Source organism: Myxococcus dinghuensis, assembly GCF_024198235.1.
GTDB classification, from domain to species: domain Bacteria; phylum Myxococcota; class Myxococcia; order Myxococcales; family Myxococcaceae; genus Myxococcus; species Myxococcus dinghuensis.
Map to the genome: position 1 here is coordinate 41,047 of NZ_JAKCFB010000037.1, position 22,809 is coordinate 63,855.

Annotated in this window: 23 protein-coding genes; 11 read left to right on the forward strand and 12 right to left on the reverse strand. The window is 70.7% G+C overall.

What is annotated here, in order from left to right:
- The first annotated feature begins 5 nt into the window (after window positions 1-5).
- Window positions 6-1,172: a hypothetical protein gene (locus tag LZ198_RS33405; protein WP_253976186.1), complete on the forward strand. Its 1,167-nt coding sequence runs from the start codon at window positions 6-8 to the stop codon at window positions 1,170-1,172.
- Window positions 1,173-1,270: 98 nt separating this feature from the next.
- On the forward strand, window positions 1,271-2,692 hold the full coding sequence (locus tag LZ198_RS33410; RefSeq protein ID WP_253976187.1) for a tail fiber domain-containing protein: 1,422 nt from the start codon (window positions 1,271-1,273) through the stop codon (window positions 2,690-2,692).
- Between the two features lie 69 nt (window positions 2,693-2,761).
- Here the strand turns inward: LZ198_RS33410 and LZ198_RS33415 are convergent, their stop codons facing one another.
- The 3 genes from LZ198_RS33415 to LZ198_RS33425 are packed head-to-tail and all read right to left on the reverse strand — an operon-like array spanning window position 2,762 to window position 5,479.
- Window positions 2,762-3,910, reverse strand: a complete 1,149-nt coding sequence (locus LZ198_RS33415) for a cystathionine gamma-synthase (protein ID WP_253976188.1) — start codon at window positions 3,908-3,910, stop codon at window positions 2,762-2,764.
- Window positions 3,911-3,969: 59 nt separating this feature from the next.
- A complete protein-coding gene (locus tag LZ198_RS33420; RefSeq protein ID WP_253976189.1) occupies window positions 3,970-4,731 on the reverse strand; it encodes a crotonase/enoyl-CoA hydratase family protein in 762 nt (253 codons plus the stop codon).
- 55 nt (window positions 4,732-4,786) lie between these two features.
- The gene (locus tag LZ198_RS33425; RefSeq protein WP_253976190.1) at window positions 4,787-5,479 is read right to left on the reverse strand and encodes a UdgX family uracil-DNA binding protein; all 693 of its coding nucleotides are present in this window, start codon (window positions 5,477-5,479) and stop codon (window positions 4,787-4,789) included.
- On the opposite strand from LZ198_RS33425, the gene LZ198_RS33430 reads away from it, so the two are divergent.
- Window positions 5,478-6,476, forward strand: a complete 999-nt coding sequence (locus LZ198_RS33430; protein WP_253976191.1) for a class I SAM-dependent methyltransferase — start codon at window positions 5,478-5,480, stop codon at window positions 6,474-6,476. The two genes, LZ198_RS33425 and LZ198_RS33430, sit on opposite strands and share 2 nt — an antisense overlap.
- A 27-nt stretch (window positions 6,477-6,503) precedes the next feature.
- On the opposite strand, the gene LZ198_RS33435 is transcribed toward LZ198_RS33430, so the two are convergent.
- Entirely contained in the window at window positions 6,504-7,646 is a 1,143-nt protein-coding gene (locus tag LZ198_RS33435) for a DUF7107 domain-containing protein (RefSeq protein WP_253976192.1), read from the reverse strand.
- Window positions 7,647-7,932: 286 nt separating this feature from the next.
- Between LZ198_RS33435 and LZ198_RS33440 the strand changes: the two genes are divergently transcribed.
- Together LZ198_RS33440 and LZ198_RS33445 are read left to right on the forward strand one after the other, a co-directional pair.
- Window positions 7,933-8,598, forward strand: coding sequence for an RNA polymerase sigma factor (locus LZ198_RS33440; protein ID WP_253976193.1), 666 nt, complete (start codon window positions 7,933-7,935; stop codon window positions 8,596-8,598).
- On the forward strand, window positions 8,585-10,345 hold the full coding sequence (locus LZ198_RS33445; protein ID WP_253976194.1) for a FecR domain-containing protein: 1,761 nt from the start codon (window positions 8,585-8,587) through the stop codon (window positions 10,343-10,345). The genes LZ198_RS33440 and LZ198_RS33445 overlap by 14 nt, the downstream gene beginning before the upstream one ends.
- Before the next feature lie 253 nt (window positions 10,346-10,598).
- Here the strand turns inward: LZ198_RS33445 and LZ198_RS33450 are convergent, their stop codons facing one another.
- Window positions 10,599-11,795: a tRNA-uridine aminocarboxypropyltransferase gene (locus tag LZ198_RS33450; RefSeq protein ID WP_253976195.1), complete on the reverse strand. Its 1,197-nt coding sequence runs from the start codon at window positions 11,793-11,795 to the stop codon at window positions 10,599-10,601.
- Between the two features lie 147 nt (window positions 11,796-11,942).
- On the opposite strand from LZ198_RS33450, the gene LZ198_RS33455 reads away from it, so the two are divergent.
- Window positions 11,943-12,707 carry a 16S rRNA (uracil(1498)-N(3))-methyltransferase gene (locus tag LZ198_RS33455; RefSeq protein WP_253976196.1) on the forward strand — a complete coding sequence of 255 codons (765 nt, stop codon included), beginning with the start codon at window positions 11,943-11,945 and terminating at the stop codon, window positions 12,705-12,707.
- A gap of 33 nt (window positions 12,708-12,740) precedes the next feature.
- The gene (locus LZ198_RS33460; RefSeq protein ID WP_253976197.1) at window positions 12,741-14,378 is read left to right on the forward strand and encodes an aminopeptidase P family protein; all 1,638 of its coding nucleotides are present in this window, start codon (window positions 12,741-12,743) and stop codon (window positions 14,376-14,378) included.
- A gap of 96 nt (window positions 14,379-14,474) precedes the next feature.
- On the opposite strand, the gene LZ198_RS33465 is transcribed toward LZ198_RS33460, so the two are convergent.
- Window positions 14,475-15,557, reverse strand: a complete 1,083-nt coding sequence (locus LZ198_RS33465; RefSeq protein ID WP_253976198.1) for a winged helix DNA-binding domain-containing protein — start codon at window positions 15,555-15,557, stop codon at window positions 14,475-14,477.
- Between the two features lie 467 nt (window positions 15,558-16,024).
- On the opposite strand from LZ198_RS33465, the gene LZ198_RS33470 reads away from it, so the two are divergent.
- From LZ198_RS33470 to LZ198_RS33485, 4 genes are all read left to right on the forward strand, one after another.
- On the forward strand, window positions 16,025-16,555 hold the full coding sequence (locus tag LZ198_RS33470) for a hypothetical protein (protein WP_253976199.1): 531 nt from the start codon (window positions 16,025-16,027) through the stop codon (window positions 16,553-16,555).
- A 161-nt stretch (window positions 16,556-16,716) separates the two neighbouring features.
- Window positions 16,717-16,956, forward strand: coding sequence for a hypothetical protein (locus LZ198_RS33475; protein ID WP_253976200.1), 240 nt, complete (start codon window positions 16,717-16,719; stop codon window positions 16,954-16,956).
- Between the two features lie 129 nt (window positions 16,957-17,085).
- Window positions 17,086-17,910 carry an NIPSNAP family protein gene (locus tag LZ198_RS33480; protein WP_253976201.1) on the forward strand — a complete coding sequence of 275 codons (825 nt, stop codon included), beginning with the start codon at window positions 17,086-17,088 and terminating at the stop codon, window positions 17,908-17,910.
- Window positions 17,911-18,007: 97 nt separating this feature from the next.
- The gene (locus LZ198_RS33485) at window positions 18,008-18,760 is read left to right on the forward strand and encodes a hypothetical protein (RefSeq protein ID WP_253976202.1); all 753 of its coding nucleotides are present in this window, start codon (window positions 18,008-18,010) and stop codon (window positions 18,758-18,760) included.
- A gap of 19 nt (window positions 18,761-18,779) precedes the next feature.
- Here LZ198_RS33485 and LZ198_RS33490 read toward each other — a convergent pair whose 3' ends face one another.
- The 6 genes from LZ198_RS33490 to LZ198_RS33515 form a co-directional block, all read right to left on the reverse strand.
- Window positions 18,780-19,487: a hypothetical protein gene (locus tag LZ198_RS33490; protein ID WP_253976203.1), complete on the reverse strand. Its 708-nt coding sequence runs from the start codon at window positions 19,485-19,487 to the stop codon at window positions 18,780-18,782.
- Window positions 19,488-19,602: 115 nt separating this feature from the next.
- Entirely contained in the window at window positions 19,603-21,057 is a 1,455-nt protein-coding gene (locus LZ198_RS33495) for a DUF2914 domain-containing protein (protein ID WP_253976204.1), read from the reverse strand.
- A 79-nt stretch (window positions 21,058-21,136) separates the two neighbouring features.
- Window positions 21,137-21,457 (reverse strand): Grx4 family monothiol glutaredoxin, encoded by a 321-nt coding sequence (grxD, locus tag LZ198_RS33500; protein ID WP_253976205.1) that lies wholly within the window; start codon window positions 21,455-21,457, stop codon window positions 21,137-21,139.
- 16 nt (window positions 21,458-21,473) lie between these two features.
- On the reverse strand, window positions 21,474-21,731 hold the full coding sequence (locus LZ198_RS33505; protein ID WP_253976206.1) for a BolA family protein: 258 nt from the start codon (window positions 21,729-21,731) through the stop codon (window positions 21,474-21,476).
- A complete protein-coding gene (locus LZ198_RS33510; protein ID WP_253976207.1) occupies window positions 21,731-22,276 on the reverse strand; it encodes a YqgE/AlgH family protein in 546 nt (181 codons plus the stop codon). The genes LZ198_RS33505 and LZ198_RS33510 overlap by 1 nt, the downstream gene beginning before the upstream one ends.
- Window positions 22,277-22,340: 64 nt before the next feature.
- Window positions 22,341-22,802 carry a response regulator gene (locus LZ198_RS33515; protein WP_253976208.1) on the reverse strand — a complete coding sequence of 154 codons (462 nt, stop codon included), beginning with the start codon at window positions 22,800-22,802 and terminating at the stop codon, window positions 22,341-22,343.
- Between the last annotated feature and the right edge of the window lie 7 nt (window positions 22,803-22,809).

Genomic DNA, 22,809 nt, shown 5'->3' on the forward strand with positions numbered 1-22,809 from the left:
GCGTCTTGCCCGACCCCCACTCCCTGCTGAGCCGACCGGAGCTGCTCACGCGTCACATCATCGAGTACGGCGCCACGCAGGAGGAGCAACCCTGGGCCGAGGCGGAGGCGGTCCACCTCGGCCTCGATTGGCCGCCAGGGCTGGAGCCTCACCCGGCGCCGCGGGTGCCCCATCCCGCCCCCGGCGACCTCCTGCCCCAGGTGGACTTCCTCGTCGTCACCTGGACGGTGGCCGAAGCCGAGGCGCTCGCGGATACGCTCACGCCGGGCGTGCGACGCACCGCCTGGCATCCCTACGACCGGAACCTCCGGGACCACTACCTCCCGCGCCTCCGACCCTCCGCGCCCGCGCGACGCGTCCAGCGGCTGGGGAGCTGGTGCATCACGCGCATCGGCGGATGGCGGGTGCTGTGCTTCAAGTCGGAGCTCCACCTCGACCAGGACGGCCTCCGCACCCGCGAGGGCACGACCACCCTGCCCGTGAAGGACCTGCTCCACCAACTGCTGCGCGAGACGACGCCACGCATGGTCCTCACCATGGGCACCGCGGGCGCCACCTTCCCGGACCATGCGCTGGGCGACGTCATCATCACCCGCGCCGCGCGCTTCTGGCTGTCCCAGCAATACCGTGACGAACCCTTCAACGGCGCCACCTACCGCTGCGACCTGGAGGTGCCCACCCGCTACTTCAGCGACGCACAGCGCATGATGCAGTCCCACGCCGGCCGACTGGCCGAGCCCGACTTCGGCCCCCCCACGAAGCGCTACGCGTTCGACGGACCGCGGCTCCAGGCGCCGCGCCACTCGCCGGACATCCGGCTCGACGGGCGCGACATGCCCGCCTTCCACCCCATGCTCACGACGGACGCCTTCGCGTTCGGGACCTCGCGCAACGGCCTGGAGTCCCAGGGGGCGGGTGTGGAGATGAGCGACGCCGTGCTGGGACTCGTCGCCGAGGAGCTGGGCAACCTCTCCCCGTCGTGGCTCGTCGTCCGCGACGCCTCCGACCCACGACTCGACGGCGACCTGCCCGACGCACCGGGCCGGCCGGACCTGCAGGCGCACTGGGCCGTCCGGTACTACGAGGCCTATGGCTACTGGGCGAGCGTGAACAGTGCCCTCGCCACCTGGGCCGTCATCGCCGGCCACGAGGTCGCTGTACGACACTGGTAGCCGGTCGCTCCCGACTCGTCGACGAATCCTCTTCGCGACGCAGACGACCTGGCGCGTAGGTCGCTAGACTCTCCCTACTTTCCACCTGGAGGATTCGCATGAAGGTCAGGGCACTGCTGGCCACGCTGGGACTCGTCACCATGGGAGGCACGGCCTGCAGCGGCTCGGACGGCTCCAACGGTGTCGATGGGAGACAGGGCACACAGGGTGTGCAGGGGCCCACCGGTCCCCAAGGACCACAGGGCCCCGTGGGCCCCTCCTGGGACGTCGGCACGGGCCTGCTCCTGCAGGACAATGTCCTGAGCGTCCGGTACGGCGAGGGCGAGAACTCCGCGGTGGCGAGCGGAGATCCCCGGCTCGCCAACGCGCGCATCCCCCTTCCTGGCAGCGACGACTACATCCAGAACGGGACCACGACCCAGGCGGGCTCCTTCGCGCTGTCCGGAACGGGGCAGACCCAGGGGCGGCTGACGACGAAATCCGACCTGCGCGTGGACGCCACCTCCGACCCGGCGAAGGCCACGCCCCTGCTCCAGGTCCTCTCGACCTCCACCACGCCCTCCTGGACGGGGTTCCCGCTCCTCACGGTGGACTCCGCGGGAGGCCTGCTGGCGCGGGGTGAGCAGATGGTGGGGCGAGTGCCCATGAGCGGCGCTGGCATCCGCATGATGTGGCTGCCACACCTGGGCGCGTTCCGCGCCGGCTACGCCGACACGCAGTGGAACGACGGCAACATCGGCACGTACTCCTTCGCGGTCGGCAACCTCAACACCGCCAGCGGCCAGGGCGCCACCGCGTTCGGAGAGAGCTGCTCCGCCAGCGGCACCAACGCGACGTGCCTGGGCGTGTCGAACAACGCCTCGGGCTCCGCGTCGCTGGCGTCGGGCACCGTGGCCACGGCCGCGGGGCGCGCCGCGGTGGCGATGGGCGGGCTGGTCACCGCGAACGGCGACTACAGCATCGCCATGGGCCGCGCGGTCTCCACGAAGGGGTACGCCGGCACGTTCATCTGGGGTGACAACTCCACCGCGACCGTCGCGGAGTCCACCGAGGCCAACCAGTTCACCGTTCGCGCCATCGGCGGCATCCGGCTGCGGACCAGCTCCTCGCTCTCCACCGGCTGCAACCTGTATCCCAACTCGGGCGCGTTCGAGTGCACGTCGGACCGTGACGTGAAGGAGGACTTCCGGCCCGTCGACCGCGAGGCCCTGCTGCGCAAGGTGGCGAAGATTCCCGTCGAGACGTGGCGCTTCAAGGGCACGGAGGGCGGGGTGCGCCACCTGGGTCCCGTCGCGCAGGACTTCCACGAGGCCTTCGGCCTGGGCTCGAGCGACCGGAGCATCGGCATGCTCGACATCAACGGCGTGAACATGGCCGCCATCCAGGCGCTGGAGCTGCGCACGCGCGAGCTGGCCGCGAAGACGGCCGAGGTGGACGCGCTCAAGGCCGAGATGGCCGAGCTGCGCCAGGGCCTGTCGGAGCTGCGGCAGGCCCTGGGGCAGAAGGCGCCGCGCCCCTGACGGACGAAGGGCCTCCCCTCGCGCCCGGACTCAGGCGGCGGGGAGGCCCTGGACATCCCGACCCACGACCTACTTCTTCACGACCTCGAGCGCCTGGGAGAGGTCGTCGATGAGGTCCTGCGCGTCCTCGATGCCCACGGACAGGCGGATGAAGCCGTCGGCGATGCCCAGCTTCTCGCGCGTCTCCTTGGGGACGGAGGCGTGGGTCATGATGGCCGGGTGCTCGATGAGCGACTCGACGCCACCGAGCGACTCGGCGCAGGCGAACACCTTCACCGTCTTGAGGAAGGTGCGCGCCGCCTCCAGCCCGCCGTGGATGTCGAAGGTCAGCATGCCGCCGAAGCCCTTCATCTGCTGGCGCGCGAGCTGGTGCTGCGGGTGGGTCTCCAGGCCCGGGTAGGTGACCTTCTTCACCTTCGGGTGCGTGGCCAGGAACTGCGCCACCTTCATCGCGTTCTGCGCGTGGCGGTCCATGCGCACGTGCAGCGTCTTCACGCCGCGCAGCACGAGGAAGCTGTCGAACGCGCCGGACACGCCGCCCACCGCGTTCTGGAGGAAGTACATCCGCTCGGCGACGTCATCGCGGCTGGTGCAGACGAAGCCGCCCACCACGTCGCTGTGGCCGTTGAGGTACTTGGTGGTGGAGTGCGCCACCACGTCGAAGCCGAGGTCCAGCGGGCGCTGGAAGTACGGCGTCATGAAGGTGTTGTCCGCGACGGACAGGATGCCGTGCTTCTTGGCGACCTCGGCGATGCGCGCCAGGTCGATGAGCTTGAGCATCGGGTTGGTGGGCGTCTCCACCCACACCATCTTCGTCTTCGGGGTGATGGCCGCCTCGAAGGCCCCCGGCTGGGACAGGTCGACGAAGGAGTAGCTCAGGCCGCAGCGCTTGAAGACCTTGTCGAAGATGCGGAAGGTGCCGCCGTACACGTCGTCGGAGACGACGACGTGGTCGCCGTGCTCCAACATGTGCATCAGCATGTCCGTGCCCGCGAGGCCGGAGGCGAAGGCGGCGCCGTACTTCGCGCCCTCGAGCGCGGCCAGACAGTCCTGGAGCGCCTTGCGGGTGGGGTTCTGCGTCCGGCTGTACTCGTAGCCCTTGTGCTCCCCGGGCCCGTCCTGGACGTAGGTGGAGGTCAGGTAGACGGGGGTCATGATGGCGCCCGTCGTGGGGTCCGGCTCCTGACCGGCATGAATGGCGAGGGTGTCGAAGCGCATGGGCGTGGGACTAACACAGGGCCCCCGGCCGCGCATCAGCCCGGCCGCCCCACCCGCCCCTATTCGAACGAACCGTGCCGCCCCGCCCCCTTCGCGAAGCGGGTCGCCCCGGCGATGGACTCCGACTCCAGCACCCGGACGCCCCCCACGAACTCCTGACGCAGCGCTTCCTCCTGCGACAGGCCCGCCTGGGCGTAGGCGGAGGCCCGGTCCGCGTTCATGCAGGCCTGGGGGAAGGCGGCCACCTCGCGGGCGAGCGCCTCGGCCGCCGCGCGCGCCTGCCCCCGGGGAACCACGCGGTTGACCAGTCCCATGGCCAGGGCCTCCTCGGCGGACACCGGCCGGCCGGTGAGGATGAGGTCCATGGCGCGCGACAGGCCGATGAGCCGGGGCAGGCGCACCGTCCCGCCGTCGATGAGGGGCACGCCCCAGCGCCGGCAGAAGACGCCCAGCACCGCGTCCTCCTCCGCCACGCGCAGGTCGCACCACAGCGCCAGCTCCAGCCCACCCGCCACCGCGTGGCCGCCGATGGCCGCGATGACGGGCTTGCCCAGCACCATGCGCGACGGGCCCATGGGCCCATCGCCATCCACCTGGAGCCGGGGCATGCGCCCCTCCGACACGGCCTTCAGGTCCGCGCCGGCGCAGAAGGTGCCGCCGTCGCCGGCCAACACACCCACGCGCGCGTCCGGGTCCGCGTCGAAGGCGCGGAAGGCGTCCGCAAGCGCCTGCGCGGTGGGGCCGTCCACCGCGTTGCGGACGTCCGGCCGCTGGAGGATGACGGTGGTCACGGGGCCGCTCTTCTCGACGCGCACGTTCATGGGGCGCGAGTCTTCCCCTTCCCGGGTCGCCGCCGCAACGCCGGCCTTCATCCGCTCAGGGCGAGGCGTGGGCCCCTTCCCCCGAGGCGCCCAGGCCGTGGATGAGCCGGGCCACCGCGCGCAGGTCGTCGATGAAGGCGTCGAGCTGGCGCTCGCGCGCCTCCGGGTCCGGCGCGCGGAGGATGGAGGACGGGTGCACGGTGGCCACGACGATGCGCGCCCAGTCGGAGTCGACGGGCTCGCCGCGCTGCCTCGTCACCCGGAAGTCCTTGCCCAGGAGGGCCTGCGCCGCGGTGGCGCCCAGACACACGAGGACGTCCGGGCGGAAGACGCGGAGCTCCGCGGCCAGCCACGGCAGGCACGCGCGAATCTCCGTCGTGGTGGGCTTGGCGTGGAGGCGCCGGCCCCCCTCCTCGCCCTTCCACTTGAAGTGCTTCACCGTGTTGGTGACGTAGACCTGCGAGCGGTCGATGCCGGCCGCCTCCAGCGCCTCGTCCAGCAACCGGCCGGAGGGCCCCACGAAGGGCCTGCCCTCGCGGTCCTCCTGGTCTCCCGGCTGCTCCCCCACCAACATCACCCGAGGCCCCCCATGCGGGCGCCCCACGGGCTCGCCGAAGACCGTCCGCGTGGCCGTCTCCCACAGGGGACAGGCCCGACAGCCGGCGGCGGCATCTCGGAGCTTGTCGTACGTCGGAGACTCGGGGATGAGTGGGGCCGCGGTGGTCTGGACGGAGGGACGCTTGGGCATGGCTGACCCACAAGGTATGCACGACGGAGACGGCGACGAGGCGGCGGGAGGAGCGACCGGCGCGTTCGCCAACCGCCTGCGAAAGGGAGCGAAGCACTTCCGCAGGTGGGCCCGCGCCGAGGGGCTGACGGCCTTCCGCGTCTACGACCGGGACATCCCCGAGTACCCCTTCGCCGTGGACCTCTACGGCGACCGGGCGCACGTCACCGAGTACCCGCGCCGCCGCGCCATCAAGTCCGGCGCGGCCGAGGCCCAACGCGAGGAGGTGCTGGCGGCGGTGACCCAGGTGCTGGGCATCCCCGCCGAGCACGTCTTCGTGAAGACGCACACCCCCCAGCCCTGGGGCAAGGCCCAGTACGGCCGCGTGGGCGAGGGCAGCGGACGGCTCGTCGTCGAGGAGCAGGGCCTGAAGTTCTGGGTCAACCTGGGTGACTACCTGGACACCGGGCTGTTCATGGACCACCGCCTCACCCGCGCGCGCGTGCGCGAGGAGGCCAAGGGCAAGCGCTTCCTCAACCTCTTCGCGTACACGGGCGCCTTCACCGTCTACGCCGCCGCGGGCGGCGCCCGGAGCACGGTGACGGTGGACCTGTCCAACACGTACCTGGACTGGGCCGAGGACAACCTCGACCTGAACGGGCTGGCGGACGCGCGGCACGAGCTCATCCGCGCGGACGCCAAGGCGTGGGTCGAGGCGCAGGCGGGGGGCCCCGAGCGCTTCGACCTCATCGTCTGCGACCCGCCCTCGTTCTCCACGTCGAAGAAGATGACCGGCTCCTTCAACGTGCAGCGCGACCACGTGCGGCTGTTGGACGCCCTCCGGACGCTGCTGACGCCCGGGGGCGTGCTCTACTTCTCCAACAACTTCCTCGGCTTCCAACTGGACGCACGCGTCCCTCGCGCCTGGAAGTCCGTGGAGGAGCTCACCCCCCGCTCCCTCCCCGAGGACTTCCAGCGCAAGGACATCCACCGCTGCTGGCGCCTGGTGGCTCCCTGAAGCAGGGCGCCACCGGACGCACGCGGACTACAGCCAGCAGACGTTGTCCTGGCAGTGCTCGCCAGCGGGGCACTCGCAGTTGGCCACGCAGGCCTTGCCGCTGCCCTGGTTGACGGGCTTGCACGCGCCCTCCGCGCACTGCTGACCGGAGGGGCACTCGCAGTTGGCGCGGCACACGGTGGGCGTCGTCCCCGCGTCCTCCGGCGGAGGCGGCGCCTTGCAGTAGCCGCTGTTGCACACCTGGCCCGACGGGCAGTCGCAGTTGGCCAGGCACGTCTTGCCCGAGCCCGTGCCCGCGTCCTGGGGCTGCGGCGGAGGCGGCGCCTTGCAGTAGCCCCCGGTGCAGACCTGGCCGGAGGGGCAGTCACACGTGGCGAGGCACGTCTGCCCGGGCTCCGGCTCCGTGGAGCGACACTGGCCGTTGGCGCACACCTGGCCCGACGGGCACTCGCAGTTGGCCCGGCACTGGCCGCCCTGGGGAATGGGCATGCAGTAGCCGATCTGACACGTGGCCTCCGCCGGGCACTGGGTGGTGGACCCGCAGGGCGCGCGGCACTGGCCATCCACGCAGTCCTTGCCCGCCACGCAGTCGGTGGCCCAGGTGCAGGCGTTCGGGTCCGGGGGCCGCGGGCGGCACACGCCGAACACGCACGAGTCGGTGCTGGCGCACTGCGTGTCGGTGGCGCAGCCGCGGAAGCACTGGTTGTTGATGCAGTAGTTGCCGGTGCCGCAGTCCGCGTTCACGCGGCACTGGAGCGGAGCGCCGCCGTCCGACCCGCCGTCCGGGCGGGTACCACCGTCGCTGCCCCCGTCGGGACGCGTGCCGCCATCGCTGCCACCGTCCGGGCGCGTGCCACCGTCCGACCCGGCGTCCGGGCGCGTGCCACCGTCGCTCCGGGAGGTGGGCTCGCAGAAGGCGTCCTTGCACCGGCGGCCGTCACCGCAGTCGCGATCCTTCGCGCAGGGCTGGCTGCAGACGGAGTTGATGCAGAACTCGCTGCCGGCGCACTCGAACGAGCTGGAACAGCCGCGAGAGTCCGGGGACAGGTCCCGACATGTTCCGGCGCGACAGTACTGGTTCGTGCCGCAGTCCGCGCTCGTCACGCAGGAGCACTCGTCCTCATCCAGCCAGTCGTCATCGCTCTCGCGGATGACGCAGGACGAAGTCATGGCGCAAAGCACCAGGAGCGGCCACCATAGGCCGCGTGCGGGGGAAGTCATGAACGGAGACTCCAACAAGTCAGGGACCGGTCCGGCCACCGGGTGGGTTGTCCGGTTTCTTCCGCCTTCGTCGCCGCGGCGCTGACGCCTGATCAAAAATATTCTTTGATCGCCGCGCGTCGCTGCGGCGACCCAGGGGCACGGAGCGAGTGTGCTGACCTGGACCTTTCACATGGACGGTGGGGTGTTCCCAAAGGGGGGGACCTCTCGGCGCGTCCCAGAGGAAGAGCGTCCGGTGATTTTCCGTGAAGCGCCATCGCTGGTGTCGGCGGCCTCGCCCGAGGAGCGCTCCGGCACGGGCTCCCCCCCGCCCCCTCCCGCGGACGAGGTGCGCCTGCACCTGCTGGTACGCCGCATCCAGGAGGGGGACCTGACCGCGTTCGATCAGCTCTACGAGCTGACCCGGGTGGACGCCGCACGCACCTTGCGCCATCTGGTGGGCAACCGCGTGGACGTGGAGGACCTGCTGCAGGAGACCTATCTGCGGCTGCTGACGGCGGTGAAGAACTACCGGGGCGAGTCCCGGTTCCGGACGTTCTTCTATCGCGTCTGCGCCAACGTGGCCCTGTCGCACCTGCGCTGGAAGCGGCGGCGGCCGGAGGACCCCTTCGCGGAGCCGCCGGACCAGGTGTCGTCCGAGGAGGACCCGGAGCGCGCCGCCGAGCGACGCCAGGCGGCGCGGCTCGTGGAGACGGCGCTGGAGAAGCTCAAGCCCAAGAAGCGCATCGTCTTCGTGTACTACGAGCTGTGCGGCATGGGCCCGGACGAGATCGCCGAGGCTGTGGGAAGCTCGCCCAACACCGTCCGAAGCCGTCTCCACCACGCGCGGCTGGAGTTCAACGTCGCCATGCAGCGCCTGCTCGCACACCGCCGCCCTGGAGGTCCCCATGGCGCACCTTGAAGCCGGGGGATTGTGGGCGCTCGCCGCGGACGAGCTGCCCGGCCGGGTACGCGAGGAGATGGAGGCGCATCTGGCGCGGTGCTCCGCGTGCTCCACGGCGCTGGAGCAGGTGAAGGCCCAGCGCGCCCTGCTCCAGGACGCGCGCGCGGCGACGCCCGAGGTGCACTGGGACGACGTGGGGGCGCGGATCCGGAGCGCGGCGGCCGCGCACCTGGAGCGCCGTGCGCCCAGGACCCGCTGGACCTGGGGGGTGGCGCTCGCGGGCGCCGTCGCGGCCGTGCTCGTGCTGTGGTGGGTGAGGCTCCAGCCGGTGGGCTCCGCGGGGAGCCCCGTCATCGGCGCGGAGACAGTGGTGGTGACGGGCTCCGTGCCCCCACCGGATGACGCCGTGGAGGCGATTCGCGCGGAGGATGCCGCGGGGGCGCTGGTGACGGCGCGGACGGGGGAGGAGCAACCGCTGCGCACCGGCATGAAGCTGCGCTCCGGGGTCGCGGTGAAGACGCCGTCGCGAGCCTCCGCGATGCTGCGCCTGCCCGACGCCAGCCACGTGCGGGTGTCGGCGGACTCGGAGGTGGAGCTGTCCCGAGCCGAAGCGCGCGACGTGCACCTCACCGTGCGACAGGGGCGACTGTCGGTCCAGGCCTCGCATGCGGAGCGGAAGGCCTTCCTCGTGGAGGCCGCGGGGCTGCGCGTGTCCGTGGTGGGGACGGTGTTCACGGTGGAGCGCACCGCGCACGGTGCCTCCGTGGCGGTGTCCGAGGGCCGCGTCCGGGTGGAGGTCGCCGGACACCCCGCGCGCCTCGTCGGCGCGGGAGAGCGCATGGAGCTGCACGAGGAGACAGGCGCCCTCCAGGTGGAGCAGACGGCGCTGTCCGAGCCCGACCGCGAAGCCATCGCTGCGATGGAGGCCCTGGCGAGCACGTCCGTGCAGACGCAGCACGAGGAGGGCCCCGAGGGTTCCTCCGTCGCGGGGGCTCCGGCACCGGAGGGAACTCCGGCTCCGTGGGTTGGAACCACGGAGCCGCCGGTCGATGCGCGACCCCAGGTGAGGGGGACCGCCGAAGTCGCGCCCCCGGCGTCCGTCGCGCCGCTCCACCCCTCGGGCCTCCAGAAGATGGAGGCGAGGCCCCTCGCGGCACAGAAGCCGGTGGCGCGCTCCAACGCGGAGAAGGCGTCCCCCCCGGGCTCACCCGTGGGTACGGACCTCGCCCACTCGGGAAACGTCCAACACACGCCTCAGGTGGTCGCCATGGCGACACAGCCTGTTCCCTCCAGCACCGCGCAGGCACAGCCTCCCGTGACGCCCGTCCCCACCGGAGGCACTGCGACGACGGACCCTCGGCCCGACTTGTCGCAAGAGTTCGAACCGTACCCGGCGACTTCCGTCACGGAGCATCTGCCGCCCACGCCTCCATCCGAACAGGTGGCCGAGCAGCCGCAGCCCAAGAAGAAGCGGGGGCCCCTCATCCCCATGGCGCTGATGTCGAAGGACGCGGATGAGCGCTTCCTCGGCTACGTGAGGCTCCAGTTGGGTCCCCGCACGTGCGAGGGCTTCCTCACGGGGCTGGAGGAGATCGCCGTCAAGAGTCCGCGCGCGGACCACCGGGAGCAGGCCCGCTACCTGAAGGCGCGCTGCTTCGAGGAGCGCCTCCAGGGCACCGACGCGAAGCTCGAATATCGCCAGTACCTGAACGACTTCCCGCGTGGACGCTACGTGCGCGAGGCGACCTCCGCGCTGCTGCCGTGACGAGGGCCCTCGTCAGGGCAGGAGTGGAGGGTGATGGCCGCGCTGGAACGTCCTTGGTTCGGCACACCCATCAGCATTGGGGTGCCGCCACCATCAGCATGACCATCGATGACGGCCTCCGGTCATGAGCGCCCAACGCCGCGCCGAGGAAGGCCATGCGCTCCCCGGCTGTATCTGGCGACGTCGCTCCACGACATCCTCCCACCAGCGCTCGCGAGCAACGACACGAGCCATTGGCTCGGAAGACCGTCCGTCAGCCCTCGGTCCCCGTCCGCGCCGGCTGCTTGACGCGCTTCATCGGCTCAAGCGCCAATCCACGCTCCACCAGCACGCGCACCACGGACTCCAGCGCGCGGATGCGCACGCCCGCGCGGCCGGGCGCCCACAGGGGCACGTCCGGTCCGCCGAGCAATTCCATCGCGTGCTCCACGCCGCCCGCCTTGCCCTCCAGCGCGCGCGCCGTGGCCAGCCGCACGTTGCGCGCCGTCCGCCGCGCCACCCCACCCTCCCACAGCAGGTCCAGCGCGAACGTCGTCCACACCGCCAGCTCGTCGTCCGGCCGCAGGAACGCCTCGAAGCGCGCCATCGCCCGCGCCCGGGGCTCCCCCGCGTGCAGCGCCTCCTCCGACAGCTCGACATGCAACGGCGTGCTGCGCGCCAGCGGCTGCTCCGGGGCGATGACCGCCTCGAACCGCTCCCCCGTCGCCAGACGGCTCGCCACCACGTGCACCAGTTCGGAAGGGATGTCCGTCCCCGTCGGGTGCGCGTTCGCCTCGCCGTAGAACACGACCAGGTTCTGGAAGCGCTCCGCCAGCGTGCGCAGCTCCAACGGCGGACGCCACGGACCGAAGTGGATGCGCCGCCGGTGTGGCGTGGTGCGCGAGGACTGGCGATCCAACTGCGTGTCCACCATGTACTCGAACGCGCGCAGCATCGTGTCGAACTTCTCCGGCTGCCCCTCCAGCAGTCCCAGGATCTCCACCACCGCCTCGATGGTGGACACGCAGTGGTCCGCGGGCTCCGCCCGGATGCGGTAGTTGCTCGGCCGGCGCGGCACGAAGCCGATGCGCGGCAGCCCCGCGAGCACCGGGTTGCGCATCACGACCTTCTTCGCCTGGGGCCACGTGCCGTCCACGACGATGAGCGTCTCCGGCGGCTTCGCGCGCGCATCCTCCACGGAGATGGCGTCCTCCCCCGGGAAGAGCACCGCCACGGACTCCGGCCGCGCCGCCAGCGCCTCCAGCCGCGCGTGCCCCGTGAAGTCCACCCCGACATGGAGTTCGGAGTTGGACAGCGCCAGGTGCGCCATGCGCGCCGTGCCGATGGCCACGCGCCGCTCACGCGGGTGCTGCAGGAAGACGACGCGGGTCCGCGTGTCCAACTGGGGCGGCAGTTGCGAGCAGTAGCAGGCGCTCTCGGGGCGGTGGCAGCGAAGACAAAGGGAACGCACGCCCCGGCTTTACGGCACGGCCCCGGGCCGGGCAAGCACTCCCGGTGGAAGGCCCGCACGGCGGCCCGGGAACCGGGCGGCACACGCCCCGTCCCCTGTCGGAAACCGTCTCCCACCCCACCCCGCCTTGGGAGTACAGAGACGGACGTGAACCTGCTGCTGCTCTTCGACGAGGACTTCCTGCCGGACGGCACCGCCCGTCTCACCGGCCGACGCGCCCAGCACGCGCGCGAGGTGTTGCGCGCCGAACCCGGCGAATCCCTCCGGGTGGGCAGGCTGGACGGCCTCACCGGCGCGGGAGAGGTGCTGGAGAACACCCCCGGCGTGCTCCACCTGCGCGTCACCCTCACCGACCCCCCTCCCCCCCGCGCGGGCATCGACCTGCTGCTCGCCATCCCCCGCCCCAAGGCCCTCAAGAAGGTGCTGCCCGCGGTGGCCTCGCTCGGCGTGGACCGCGTGGTGCTCGTCAACGCGGCCCGCGTGGAGAAGAGCTACTTCGACTCCAAGGTGCTCGACGCGGACTTCGTGAAGGACCTCCTCCTCCAGGGCCTGGAACAGGCCCGTGACACCCACCTCCCCGAGGTCCTCGTCCGCGAGCGCTTCCGCCCCTTCGTCGAGGACGAGCTCGACAGCCTGTTCCCCCCCACCGCGCGACGCCTGCTCCCCCATCCCCCGGCGACCCAGCCCTTGCGCACCGCGGCGGCCGACCTGCCCGAGCGCGTCGTGCTCGCCATCGGCCCCGATGGCGGCTGGGTTTCCTTCGAGGCCCAACTGTTGGAATCCCACGGCTTCCGGCCTTTCTCGTTGGGGCCGCGAATCCTGCGCGTGGAGACGGCTGTTCCCGTGCTCGTCGGGCAAGTAGCCCTTCTCAAGGAAGACACCGCTTCGCGTCACGGTGCATCTCGGACTTGAAGGGGGACGGGGCGCTGGCCAAAGTGGGCCGCCATGGCCACGTCCATCTCATCGTCCGGTGTCTCCGACAGCACGCAACCGGCTGTCGGTGAGCAGCAGTCCCTCGTCACCTCCGAGCCCCAGGCTCCCGCGGCGAAGCCCGCGAGCCACGACTCCCTGCCGCCGCAGGCACTGCTCGACTTCATGCTGACGCAGTGGAAGCCGCAGTCGCAGAAGCTGCCGCCGAAGCACAAGTTCGCCGCGGCCTTCAAGGCGCGCCGCAAGGCCCTGTCGAAGGCGTTCCCCGGCGAGACGCTGGTCATCCCCACCGGCCACGAGAAGGTGCGCGCCAACGACACCTTCTTCCGCTTCCGTCCCGGCACGGACTACTACTACCTCACCGGCGGCATGGAGCCGGACTGCGTGCTGGTGCTGGAGCCCAAGGCCGACGGCGGCCACACGGACATCCTCTTCGTGGAGCCCAACCCCGGCCGCAGCAACTCGACGTTCTTCACGGACCGCGTGAAGGGCGAGCTGTGGGTGGGGCCGCGCATGGGCGTGCCGGAGAGCCGCGCGTACCACGACATCGACGAGGTGCGTGGCCTGGACACGCTCGCGGACTACCTGGCGAAGCTCCAGGGCGCGGCGGCGAAGTCCACCCGCGTGCTGCGGAGCTTCTCCGCCAAGGTGGACGACAGCGTGCCCGCGGGCGGCGAGCGCGACAAGGCGCTGGCCACCACGCTGTCGGAGATGCGCCTCGTCAAGGACGCACAGGAGCTGCGCGAGCTGCAGGTGAGCATCGACGCCACGCAGCGCGGCTTCGAGGACGTCATCCGCAGCCTGAAGCAGCAGGCCAAGAGCGAGCGCTACGTGGAGGGCGTCTTCAACCTGCGCGCGCGCGTGGAAGGCAACGACGTGGGCTACAACACCATCGCCGCCAGCGGCTCGCACGCGTGCGTGCTCCACTGGACGCGCAATGACGGCCCGCTGGTGCCCGGCGACCTGCTGCTGCTCGACGCGGGCGTGGAGGGCCACTCGCTCTACACCGCGGACATCACCCGCACGCTGCCCATCTCCGGCCGCTTCTCCCCGGAGCAGAAGGCCATCTACGAGGTGGTGTACGCCGCGCAGGAGGCCGCGTTCGCCGCGGCCAGGCCGGGCAACGACTTCATGGAGCCCAACCGCCACGCCATGCGCGTGCTGGCCCAGGGCCTGGAGAAGCTGGGCATCCTCGAGGACGCCGAGGAGGCGCTCCAGGACGAGCACCAGTTCTACAAGCGCTACTCGCTGCACAACGTCAGCCACATGCTCGGCCTGGACGTGCACGACTGCGCGCAGGCGCGCCAGGAAGCGTACAAGTACGGAAAGCTCCAGGCGGGCATGGTGCTCACGGTGGAGCCCGGCCTGTACTTCCAGAAGGACGACCTCACGGTGCCCGCGCGCTACCGCGGCATCGGCGTGCGCATCGAGGACGACATCGTCATCACCGCGCGCGGCTGCAAGGTGCTGTCCGGCAACATCCCCCGCACGGTGAAGGACGTCGAGGCGTGGATGAGCGGCCTGTGGAAGGGTGACAAGGCCACCGGCGCGAAGAAGGCCGCCCCCGCCAAGGCGAAGACCGCATCCAAGGTGAAGGCCCAGGCGAAGAAGGCCGCCAAGGCCCCCGCGAAGAAGACCGGCAAGCGCAAGTAGCCGTCCCCGAGCCCGCGCGCCCTCCCTGTCGAGGAGCGCGCGGCGCCGCGCCGAGGACGTGACTCCTGGCGCGGCAGATGGAAGCTGCCGTCCCGCTCAGGACACGCGGGAGAAGCGCACGTCGTGCGTCGGGGCGTCGGCGGCGACACACGAGAGCAGCCGGAGCCCCTCCTCCGTCAGGGCCGCGCGGTCCTCTCGTGAGATGCGGGCGAACGGTTCGATACAGAGCGTGGCGCCCGTCTTCTCGCGCTCGACCCGCCACATCCCCCGCACGAAGCCATCCACCAACACCGTCGCGCGGATGATGCCGTTGACGGTGAAGACGCGGCGACGGTGCTCCTCGGAGATGATGCGCGAGCGGTCCGTGTGAGACAGCAGCACGTTGTCGAACTCGGGAAGGAACCGCACGGGCGCGGGCGTATCTCCGTCCGGTCGCGGGGCATCGGGCACATCGAACAACTCGCGGCCCTTCTCGTCCCGGAACATCCGCAGCCGCCCACCGAGCCTCGCCACGACCTCGCGCAGCCCGGACAGTCCGGACCAGGTCTGCATGTCCTTCACGCTCGCGGGGCCGAAGGCGCGCAGGTAGCGCAGCACCACATCCTCCTCGGAGAGGGCCGGCCCCATGGGGCGACCGAGCCAGGCTTCGGCCGGCGTGAACTCGACCTCGCCCCCCACGCCCCACGTGCCGAACGGAGGCACGGTGACGAGCGGCTCGGAGAGGGAGCGCACCAGGAAGCCCAGGCCGCGTGCGTCGTGCTCGGGCCACCGCGCGTGGAGCCGCCGACCGAGCTCCACGTTGCTCAAGGGCCCATCCGAGAGCAGCCGCCGCCCCTCCGCGAGGACCGCCTCCAGGTCCACCCCCTCCAGCGCGCGTCGGTGGGGGCTGTACTGGAAGCCCCGGTCCAGCACCGGCTGGAGCGCGGGCCGCAGCCCCAGGAAGTCGCTTGCCGTGACGAGGTGCTGCGTGGCGCGCATCAGCGTCGCGCGGACCACACGACGCGACGTGTACAACCGGGTCAGGTCCTCGAGCTGGAAGCGCGCCAGGCGAGTCCACAGCCCCACGTAGGGGGCGTTCCCGGCCTGGGCCTGGAGGCCGACGAGCTGCTCCAGCACCTCCGGCACCCCACGAGAGGTCCGCTCCAACAGGAACTGCCGTTGGAGCAGGGCCCGGTTCAATTCTCGCGACGAGAGAACCGGGACGGGACCCCTCGAGGCCTTCCGACGCGGCGCGCTGGCCGGCGTGACTCGCTTGCGCCGTGACACCACGGGAGCAACCTCCTTCACCTCGCGGAGTGGGGCCACCACCCGGAGGCGACGTGATGGGTCCTTCGCCGCCCGTCGGCGGGAAGCCGTCCGCTCCACGGGGATGACGGAAAATGGCAGCAACATCCAAGAGATAGGGAACATGGGGCCTGGGTTTTCAGGGGGACGGCAGGTCACAACGGCTTCGTGTGACGGACCCTGACACCCAGGTGTGACAGCCATCTGTCAGGTATCGAGAGGGCCCTTCCCCTCCTTCGCGGAAGGACCGGGGAGGGCCGTGCTCGGAGTGACGTCATCGAAATGTGCATTGCACACGAGATGAGAAAAAGCTCCCATATCCGATGTCCGGGATGACCCGGACATTCTTCCCGAGGACATCAATGCGTTCTTCCCTGCGTCTCTCCGCGTTCATCATCATGGGTTCCCTCGTGGGTCTGGGGTGCGACGGCGCCACCCGGCAGGATCCGATGTCGGCGACGGAGGTCATTCCCGAGACGACCGAGGTGAAGCAGGGCGCGGTGGGCGACGTGCTCCTGCGCTGTGACGAGCCGCGCGACGGCACCTACGTCGAGGTCGTCCAGACGGCGACGGGCTACGAGGCCGCCTACTATTCCGAGGTGAACGACCCGTGGGACTGCCGCTGCACGTACACGCAGCGCACCGTGTTGGGCCAGTACACCCAGTGCCGCAAGTCCACCGTCGACCCGCGCATCATGAACTGCTTCCGCATCGAGCCCAACGGCACGACGGGCAAGGTGGTGCTCTCCACCACGCGCGTGGAGCGGACGCAGATGGTCATCGGCAGCAGCCAGACCGTCTCCTACCAGGAGCTGAACATCGCGGCCATCAACCAGGACCCGGGCCAGACGCCGCGCAAGGACTTCAACTACGACATGGACAACTGCCAGTAATCGCAGTCACCCGGGCGGGGGCCACGGCGCTCCCGCCTGGAAGTGCCACCGCCAACGGGTAGTCCAGGACTCGTGGCGGACACCCGCCCGCGTCGCCTTTCATGGTCCGCATGCAGGCTCCCACGAGCGGAGCCGCATCCACGCGGAACAGGAGGCTGCACATGGGGAAGTCCTTGTTGGCGGTGGCCGTCATCGCAGGCGGTCTGATGGGCTGTGGTGGACCGGAGGCCCTCGACACGTCGTCCGACCTCGGAGTGGACGAGCATGCCCAGACGGCCCGCGAGGCCTGTCTGGAGGCGTGCGCCGTGCAGAGCAGCCGCTGCTGGCAGAACGCCACCACGCCGGAGCAGCAGCTCCGGTGTGAGCGGCTCGAGCAGAGCTGCCCCCAGAAGTGTGAGTAGCCCCAGCCTCCACGGCGCGAAGGGAGCGGCCCACCCGGAGGGGCCGCGTCCCGGGCCGGTCCGAATGAGGGCCGGAAGTGTCCGCATTGGCCCTTACGGTGGCGCGCATCCCCCAGGACTGGAGACTGGATGCGCGCGTCGCTCGTGTTGATGTCGTCGTTGGTGCTGCTGACAACGGAGGCGGAGGCAAGCGCCCCGGCCTCACCCGCCGCGAAGGCCACGGCGCCCGGCTGCTGTGCCGTCCTCGAACTGAGGCAATACACGCTGCGTCCCGGTCAGCGAGACGTCCTCATCGAGTTGTTCGACCGGGAGTTCGTGGAGAGCCAGGAGGAGCAGGGCGCGACGCTCGTGGGCCAGTTCCGCGACACCGAGCGCCCCGACCGCTTCGTCTGGCTGCGCGGCTTCACGGACATGCGCTCGCGCGAGGAGATGCTGAAGCGCTTCTACGGCGGCCCTGTGTGGAAGCTGCACCGGGAAGCAGCCAACGCGACGATGCAGGACTCGACGAACGTCCTGCTGCTGCGCCCCGTCCCCGGCGGGCCGACCTTCACCACCTCCGGAGTGACTCGCCCCCCGGTAGGAACGTCCGAGCGCCCCCCGTCCGTGGTGCACGTCACCCTCCTCCACCGGAGCGCCCCCGTGGACGACGCGTTCCTCCGGTTCGTGCGGCGGCGGCTCCTGCCCGTCCTCGCCGAGACGGGCGCCACGCCGCTGGCCCTGTTCCAGAGCGAGTACGCCCAGAACACCTTCCCCGCCCTCCCCGTGCGGGAGGGAGAGCACGTGCTCGTCCTGTTCACGCTGTTCCCCAGCCGCGAACACGCCACCGAGCACGTGGCGAAGCTGGCGCGCTCCCGAAAGTGGACGATGGAGGTCCAGCCCGCGCTGCGCGCCCTGCTCGACGCCGCCCCGGAGACACTCCTGCTCGAGCCCACCGCCCGCTCGCTGCTGCGCTGAAGCCCTTCCCACCGCGCCGTCCCGGATGCTCGCCCGACGGCCCCAGCCGAATGACAACTCAGTTGCCACAGCCTCCTGGACACATGAGGATGCCGCCATGAATCGTTACGGGGTGGTGTTGCTGGTCCTGCTGGGTTGCGGTTCGTCGGTCTCGGAGCAGCGGGCCCTGCTCCAAGCGGGGTACGCGCAGAACCATCGCGGCGGGGAGGGCTTCCAGGCCACCCGCTGGGGGATGACGCCCGACGAGGTGCGCGCATTGCACCCGGAGGTCCAGCCCACGACGCGAGGCGACCTCTTCATGCCCACCGAGCTGGCCGGGCTGCAAGGCATGGTGCTCTTCGTCTTCACGGACGGGCACCTGGGCAACGTGCTGGTGCGCTTCACGGAGACGTTCGACGTCCGGCAGGAGCACCAGGTGCTGGTGGACGCCATGGTGGCGAAGTACGGGCGGCCGCGCGGGTACAGGACGCTGTTGAACGAGGAGGCGAGCCACGCCAACCGGCGGAAGGTGGGGACGGACCTCTCCTGGACGCTCGCCTTCTTCACGGACACCCTCCCCCAGTCGCGCCCCGGACCCGGTGAGCCCATCCCCACCTACGCGGTCGCCGTTCCGCCGGACGCGGTCGCTCGCGCAGACGGCTTCGTCCGCCGCCTCCACGCGCTCGTGACGGCCACCTGGCGCACGGACGAGACGTCCGTCTACCTGATGGGCGGCGAGGGCCTGAACGAGGGCCGCAACGAGCGGATGCTGACCCTCCACTACGAGGGACGCGACTTCGCCCAGGTCATCCGCGCCGACGTGTTCGAGGACCTCGCCACCCGGCGCCGCGCCCAGGCGGACGCGTTCTGACGCGCGCGCGGCGCCCCCGCTACAGCTCCTTCACCAGCTCCTCGCGCGCCTCGTTGAAGGTGCGCCGGTCCAGGTCCGTCCGGCCGGGCGCGTAGAAGGCGCTCTCGTACTGGATGGACATGACACCGGAGTCGGGCAGCCGCCACTGGCCCAGGTTCACCAGGCTCTCACCGGTGACCCAGCGGTCGACGAGCTTGAAGGCGCCCTTCGCCGCGAGCGTGCCCTCCAGCGTCTCGGGAGTGGGCGCCTGCGGCGCGAGGTCCGCGGCGAAGCGCTGGGGGATGAGGCCCCGCTTGACCTCGCGGCGCACCTCCCGGGGATGCCGGGGCGTGCCGTACTTGCGCGTCAGCAGGTCCTTCAGCAGCCCGCGGAACGCGAGCTCGTCCTTCACCTCGGGGAAGAACACGTCCACCGCCGCCAGGCGCTCCTTCAAAAAGCCGAAGGAGACCTCCGCCGGCGCGTCCGCGATGGTCGTCTTCAGCCGGAGTACGCCATCCACCCCCAGCTCGGCCTCGGGAATCGCGGCGCGGACCTCCTCGAGCGGCATCCCCCACCGGGCCGCCTGGAATCCCTCCGCGCCCCGGTAGGTCTTCGAATACGCGTCGCGGATCGCCGCCCGCCGCTCCTGCATGGTGGGCCCCTTCGGAGCCGACGAGCACCCCAGCGCCAGCGCGCCCACGCACACCCATCCGCAGACCACCCACCGCTTCAAGCCCTTGTTCTCCAAGACACGATCCTCTTCTCGAAAGCCAGTCACGTGCACGGCAATCCCGAGGAGCCCGGGCGTCCGGCGCGCGCGAGTGACATACGCACGCACCGGAGGCGATGGGTCGCGGCGGGGCTCAGGGTGTCGACGGAACCGCCTGGGGCGCCACCGGGGCGGCCTCGTCGGCGGGCAGCGGCGCGGGCGACCCGGGCGTGGGAGCCCCTGGCGTCGTGCTCGCGGGCGCGTCCTTGCGCGTCTTCTCCCAGGCCTCCGCGCTCAACGGCAGCAGCTCCTTGAGCGTGGAGTACTCCACCTTCAGCTCACGGGGCTCGGTTCGCGCGTCCGCGCCGGCGGTGAAGGACAGGCGGTTGATTTCATGCCCGTCCTCCGTCTCCAGCACCACGCGCCAGTGGCCCGGCTTCAGGTTGGAGGTGGTGGCGTAGTAGCGGTAGCCCCCGTCCGTGCCGTTGCTGCTGACGTTGGCGACGAAGCCGCTGCCGTTGGTCGTCCAGCCCTTCTCGGGGTGGTCGTAGTACCAGCGCACCCGCACCTTGTAGGGGGCGAAGTTCTTCGGCGCGAAGATGCGGAAGAAGTAGTACGGCTTGTCGCCGGGCCGGATGACGAAGTCCGGGCCGAACCACGTCCACGGCTTGTACCAGACGGAGTCATCCACCGACGTGAGCTGGTACACGCCGGGGCTGACGCGCTTCACGTCGTGGAAGACGCCGGAGTACTGCACCGCCAGCGGGATGGGCGGGATGACGCCCATCAGGTAGCAGCCCAACAGCGCGGCCTGGACGCCGAAGCCCGGCAACGCCACCCTGCGCACCAGGTACTCCAGGTCCGGGCGCCAGCGCTCCATCAACCGCATCAACCCGAAGACGCTCGCGCACCCCAGCGCCACGGCCAGCAGGAACACCCAGAGGCCGATACGGCCGAACACCACCGGCAGCAGGCACGCGAAGTACATCGTCACGCACAGGCTGAGCAGCGCGATGCGGACCACGGGCCCCAACTGGCGGAAGCGTGGCAGCTCGTTCGCCACCAGCAGCGCGAACATGCCCACCACGAAGAAGTACGGCAGGATGCCCGACGTGCTCTTGAAGAGCAGCAGCATGAACACGCTGAGGAGGCTGCCGAAGAAGAAGTGGATGGCGTCCTCGCGCCAACGCCACACCTTGGCCAGGAACCTCGGCGGCTCCACACCCTCCGGGTAGCGCTGCTCCAACAGCAGCAGCGACGCCAGGATGAGCAGGTACGCGAAGCTCTGCACCATCGTCAGCGTGTCGTCGATGCGGCTGAGCGAGAGGATGTCGTAGAGGAAGCCGCCGAAGAAGAAGGCGGCCATCTCCCACTTCTCGTAGCGGGTACGGAACGCCTGCACCTTGTCCATCAGGGTGGGCGTCTTCGCCGTGGCGACCAGGTCGTCCGGGTCCACCGCCACGGGCGTCGCGCCCGTCAGCGGGGAGTCCGTCAGGGCGACGGCGGCGTTCGTCTCGGCGGCGTTCGGGCCCGCGGCGGCCGGTGTCCCCGGCGCGTCCGCGGTCTCATCCTGCTTCTGGGAAGTATCGGGCGGGGTGGCGTTGACCACTGCTGCGGCTCCTCGCGGGTGCGGCCGCCCATCCTATCCGGGAGCGGGGAGCGGGTCTCCCCTCCTCCTCCGGCCCGACTCAGGCGGGTGACTTGCCGGCGACCAGGTCCGCCAGCTCACCGCGCTCGGCCAGCTCCATGAGGATGTCCGAGCCCCCCACGAACTGCCCGCGGATGAAGATCTGCGGAATGGTGGGCCAGTTCGTGTAGTCCTTGATGCCCTGCCGGACCTCCGGGTCCGCGAGCACGTCCACGGTGAAGATCTCACCGTAGGGCCTGAGCAGCTCCAGGGCGCGCGCGGAGAAGCCGCACTGCGGGAACAGGGCGTTGCCCTTCATGAAGAGGACGATGGGGTGCGACTGGGTGATCTGGTCGAACCGGGACTTGAGCTCGGGGGTCATGAGCAGTGCTCCTTCTCTAGCGGTTCCCGAGCTTCTTCCACTGCTCGGGAGAATAGGTCTTCAGCGCCAGCGCGTGCAGCTCGCCGGACTTCAGCCACTCTTGGAGCGGCGCATACACGAGCTGGTGCTGCTGCACCATCGCCTTGCCGGCGAAGTCCGGGCTCACCACGCGTGCCTCGAAGTGGTCACCCGTCCCGGTCGTGTCCCGCACCTCCACCTCGGAGCCCGGCAGGGCCCCCAGGATGCGGCCGCGGATGAATTCTGGATCCAACATCAGTTCATTCCCCTTCCCATCACCAGCATGGCCGGGTCGACGCCCATGCCACGCAACGTGGTCTCCCACAACTTGCCGGGCTCCTGGCCCAGCACCGCCTCCGCCGTGGCCTCCGTGAACAACCACGAGCCCGCGGCGATCTCACTCTCCAGCTGACGGGGGCCCCAGCCCGCATACCCCAGGCAGAAGCGCAGCCGGGGCGCGGTGCGCTCCAGGAGCGGCCCCAGCGCGTCGAGCGTCACGCTCAGGAACAGCCCTGGCAGCACGGCGTGCTTCTCCGTCAGCTCGCGGTCGTCATGCAGCACGAAGCCGCGCTGCGGCTCCACGGGCCCTCCGATGAACACCGGATGGCTCTCGCGCTCGGAGGCGATGTCCATCTTCTGCCCGCGAGCCAGCTCTCCCAGCGTCAGCGGCGCGCCCCGGTTGACGACGAGCCCCATGGAACCCGACTCCCCGTGTTCGATCATCAAGATGACCGAGCGGTAGAAGTTCGGGTCCCCGAGCTGAGGCATGGCCAACAGGAAGCCGGGAGCGAGGTTCTTCACGACTGGAGCATCGACCGTTCACGGGGGGCGGCGCAACCTGCAACCGCCCCTCGCGCCACGCGTGCTAGTGCCAGCTGGTGTGGCGGGACTGGAGCGCCTCGGAGAGCCGCTCCGGGTTGAGCGGCTTGCCGATGAAGAGGTCCGCGCCCAGGCCCTTGCACTTGCGCGCCATGGCCGCGTCGCTCATCGCGCTCACGCCGATGAGCACCGCCTGTGGGAAGCGCTCGCGCAGCCGCGACATCAGCGTGGCGCCGCTGCGGCCGGGGAGGAACACGTCGACGATGGCGGCGTCCATGCGCTTGTTGCGCACGGCGAACTCCGCCTCCTCCGCGCTGCCCACGGGCAGCGGCTCGTAGCCCCACCCCGCGAGCATCTCCACCAGGATCTCCCGGTGCGTGGGGTCATCCTCGACGACGAGCACCGCGCCACGCACGGTTTCCAGCTTCAGCTCGTCCGTGCGTTCGGCTCGCTCGCGCGTCTCGGTACCCAGGGACGTGGACAGCTCTTCGATGGTCGGCAGGGACATGGAGTTC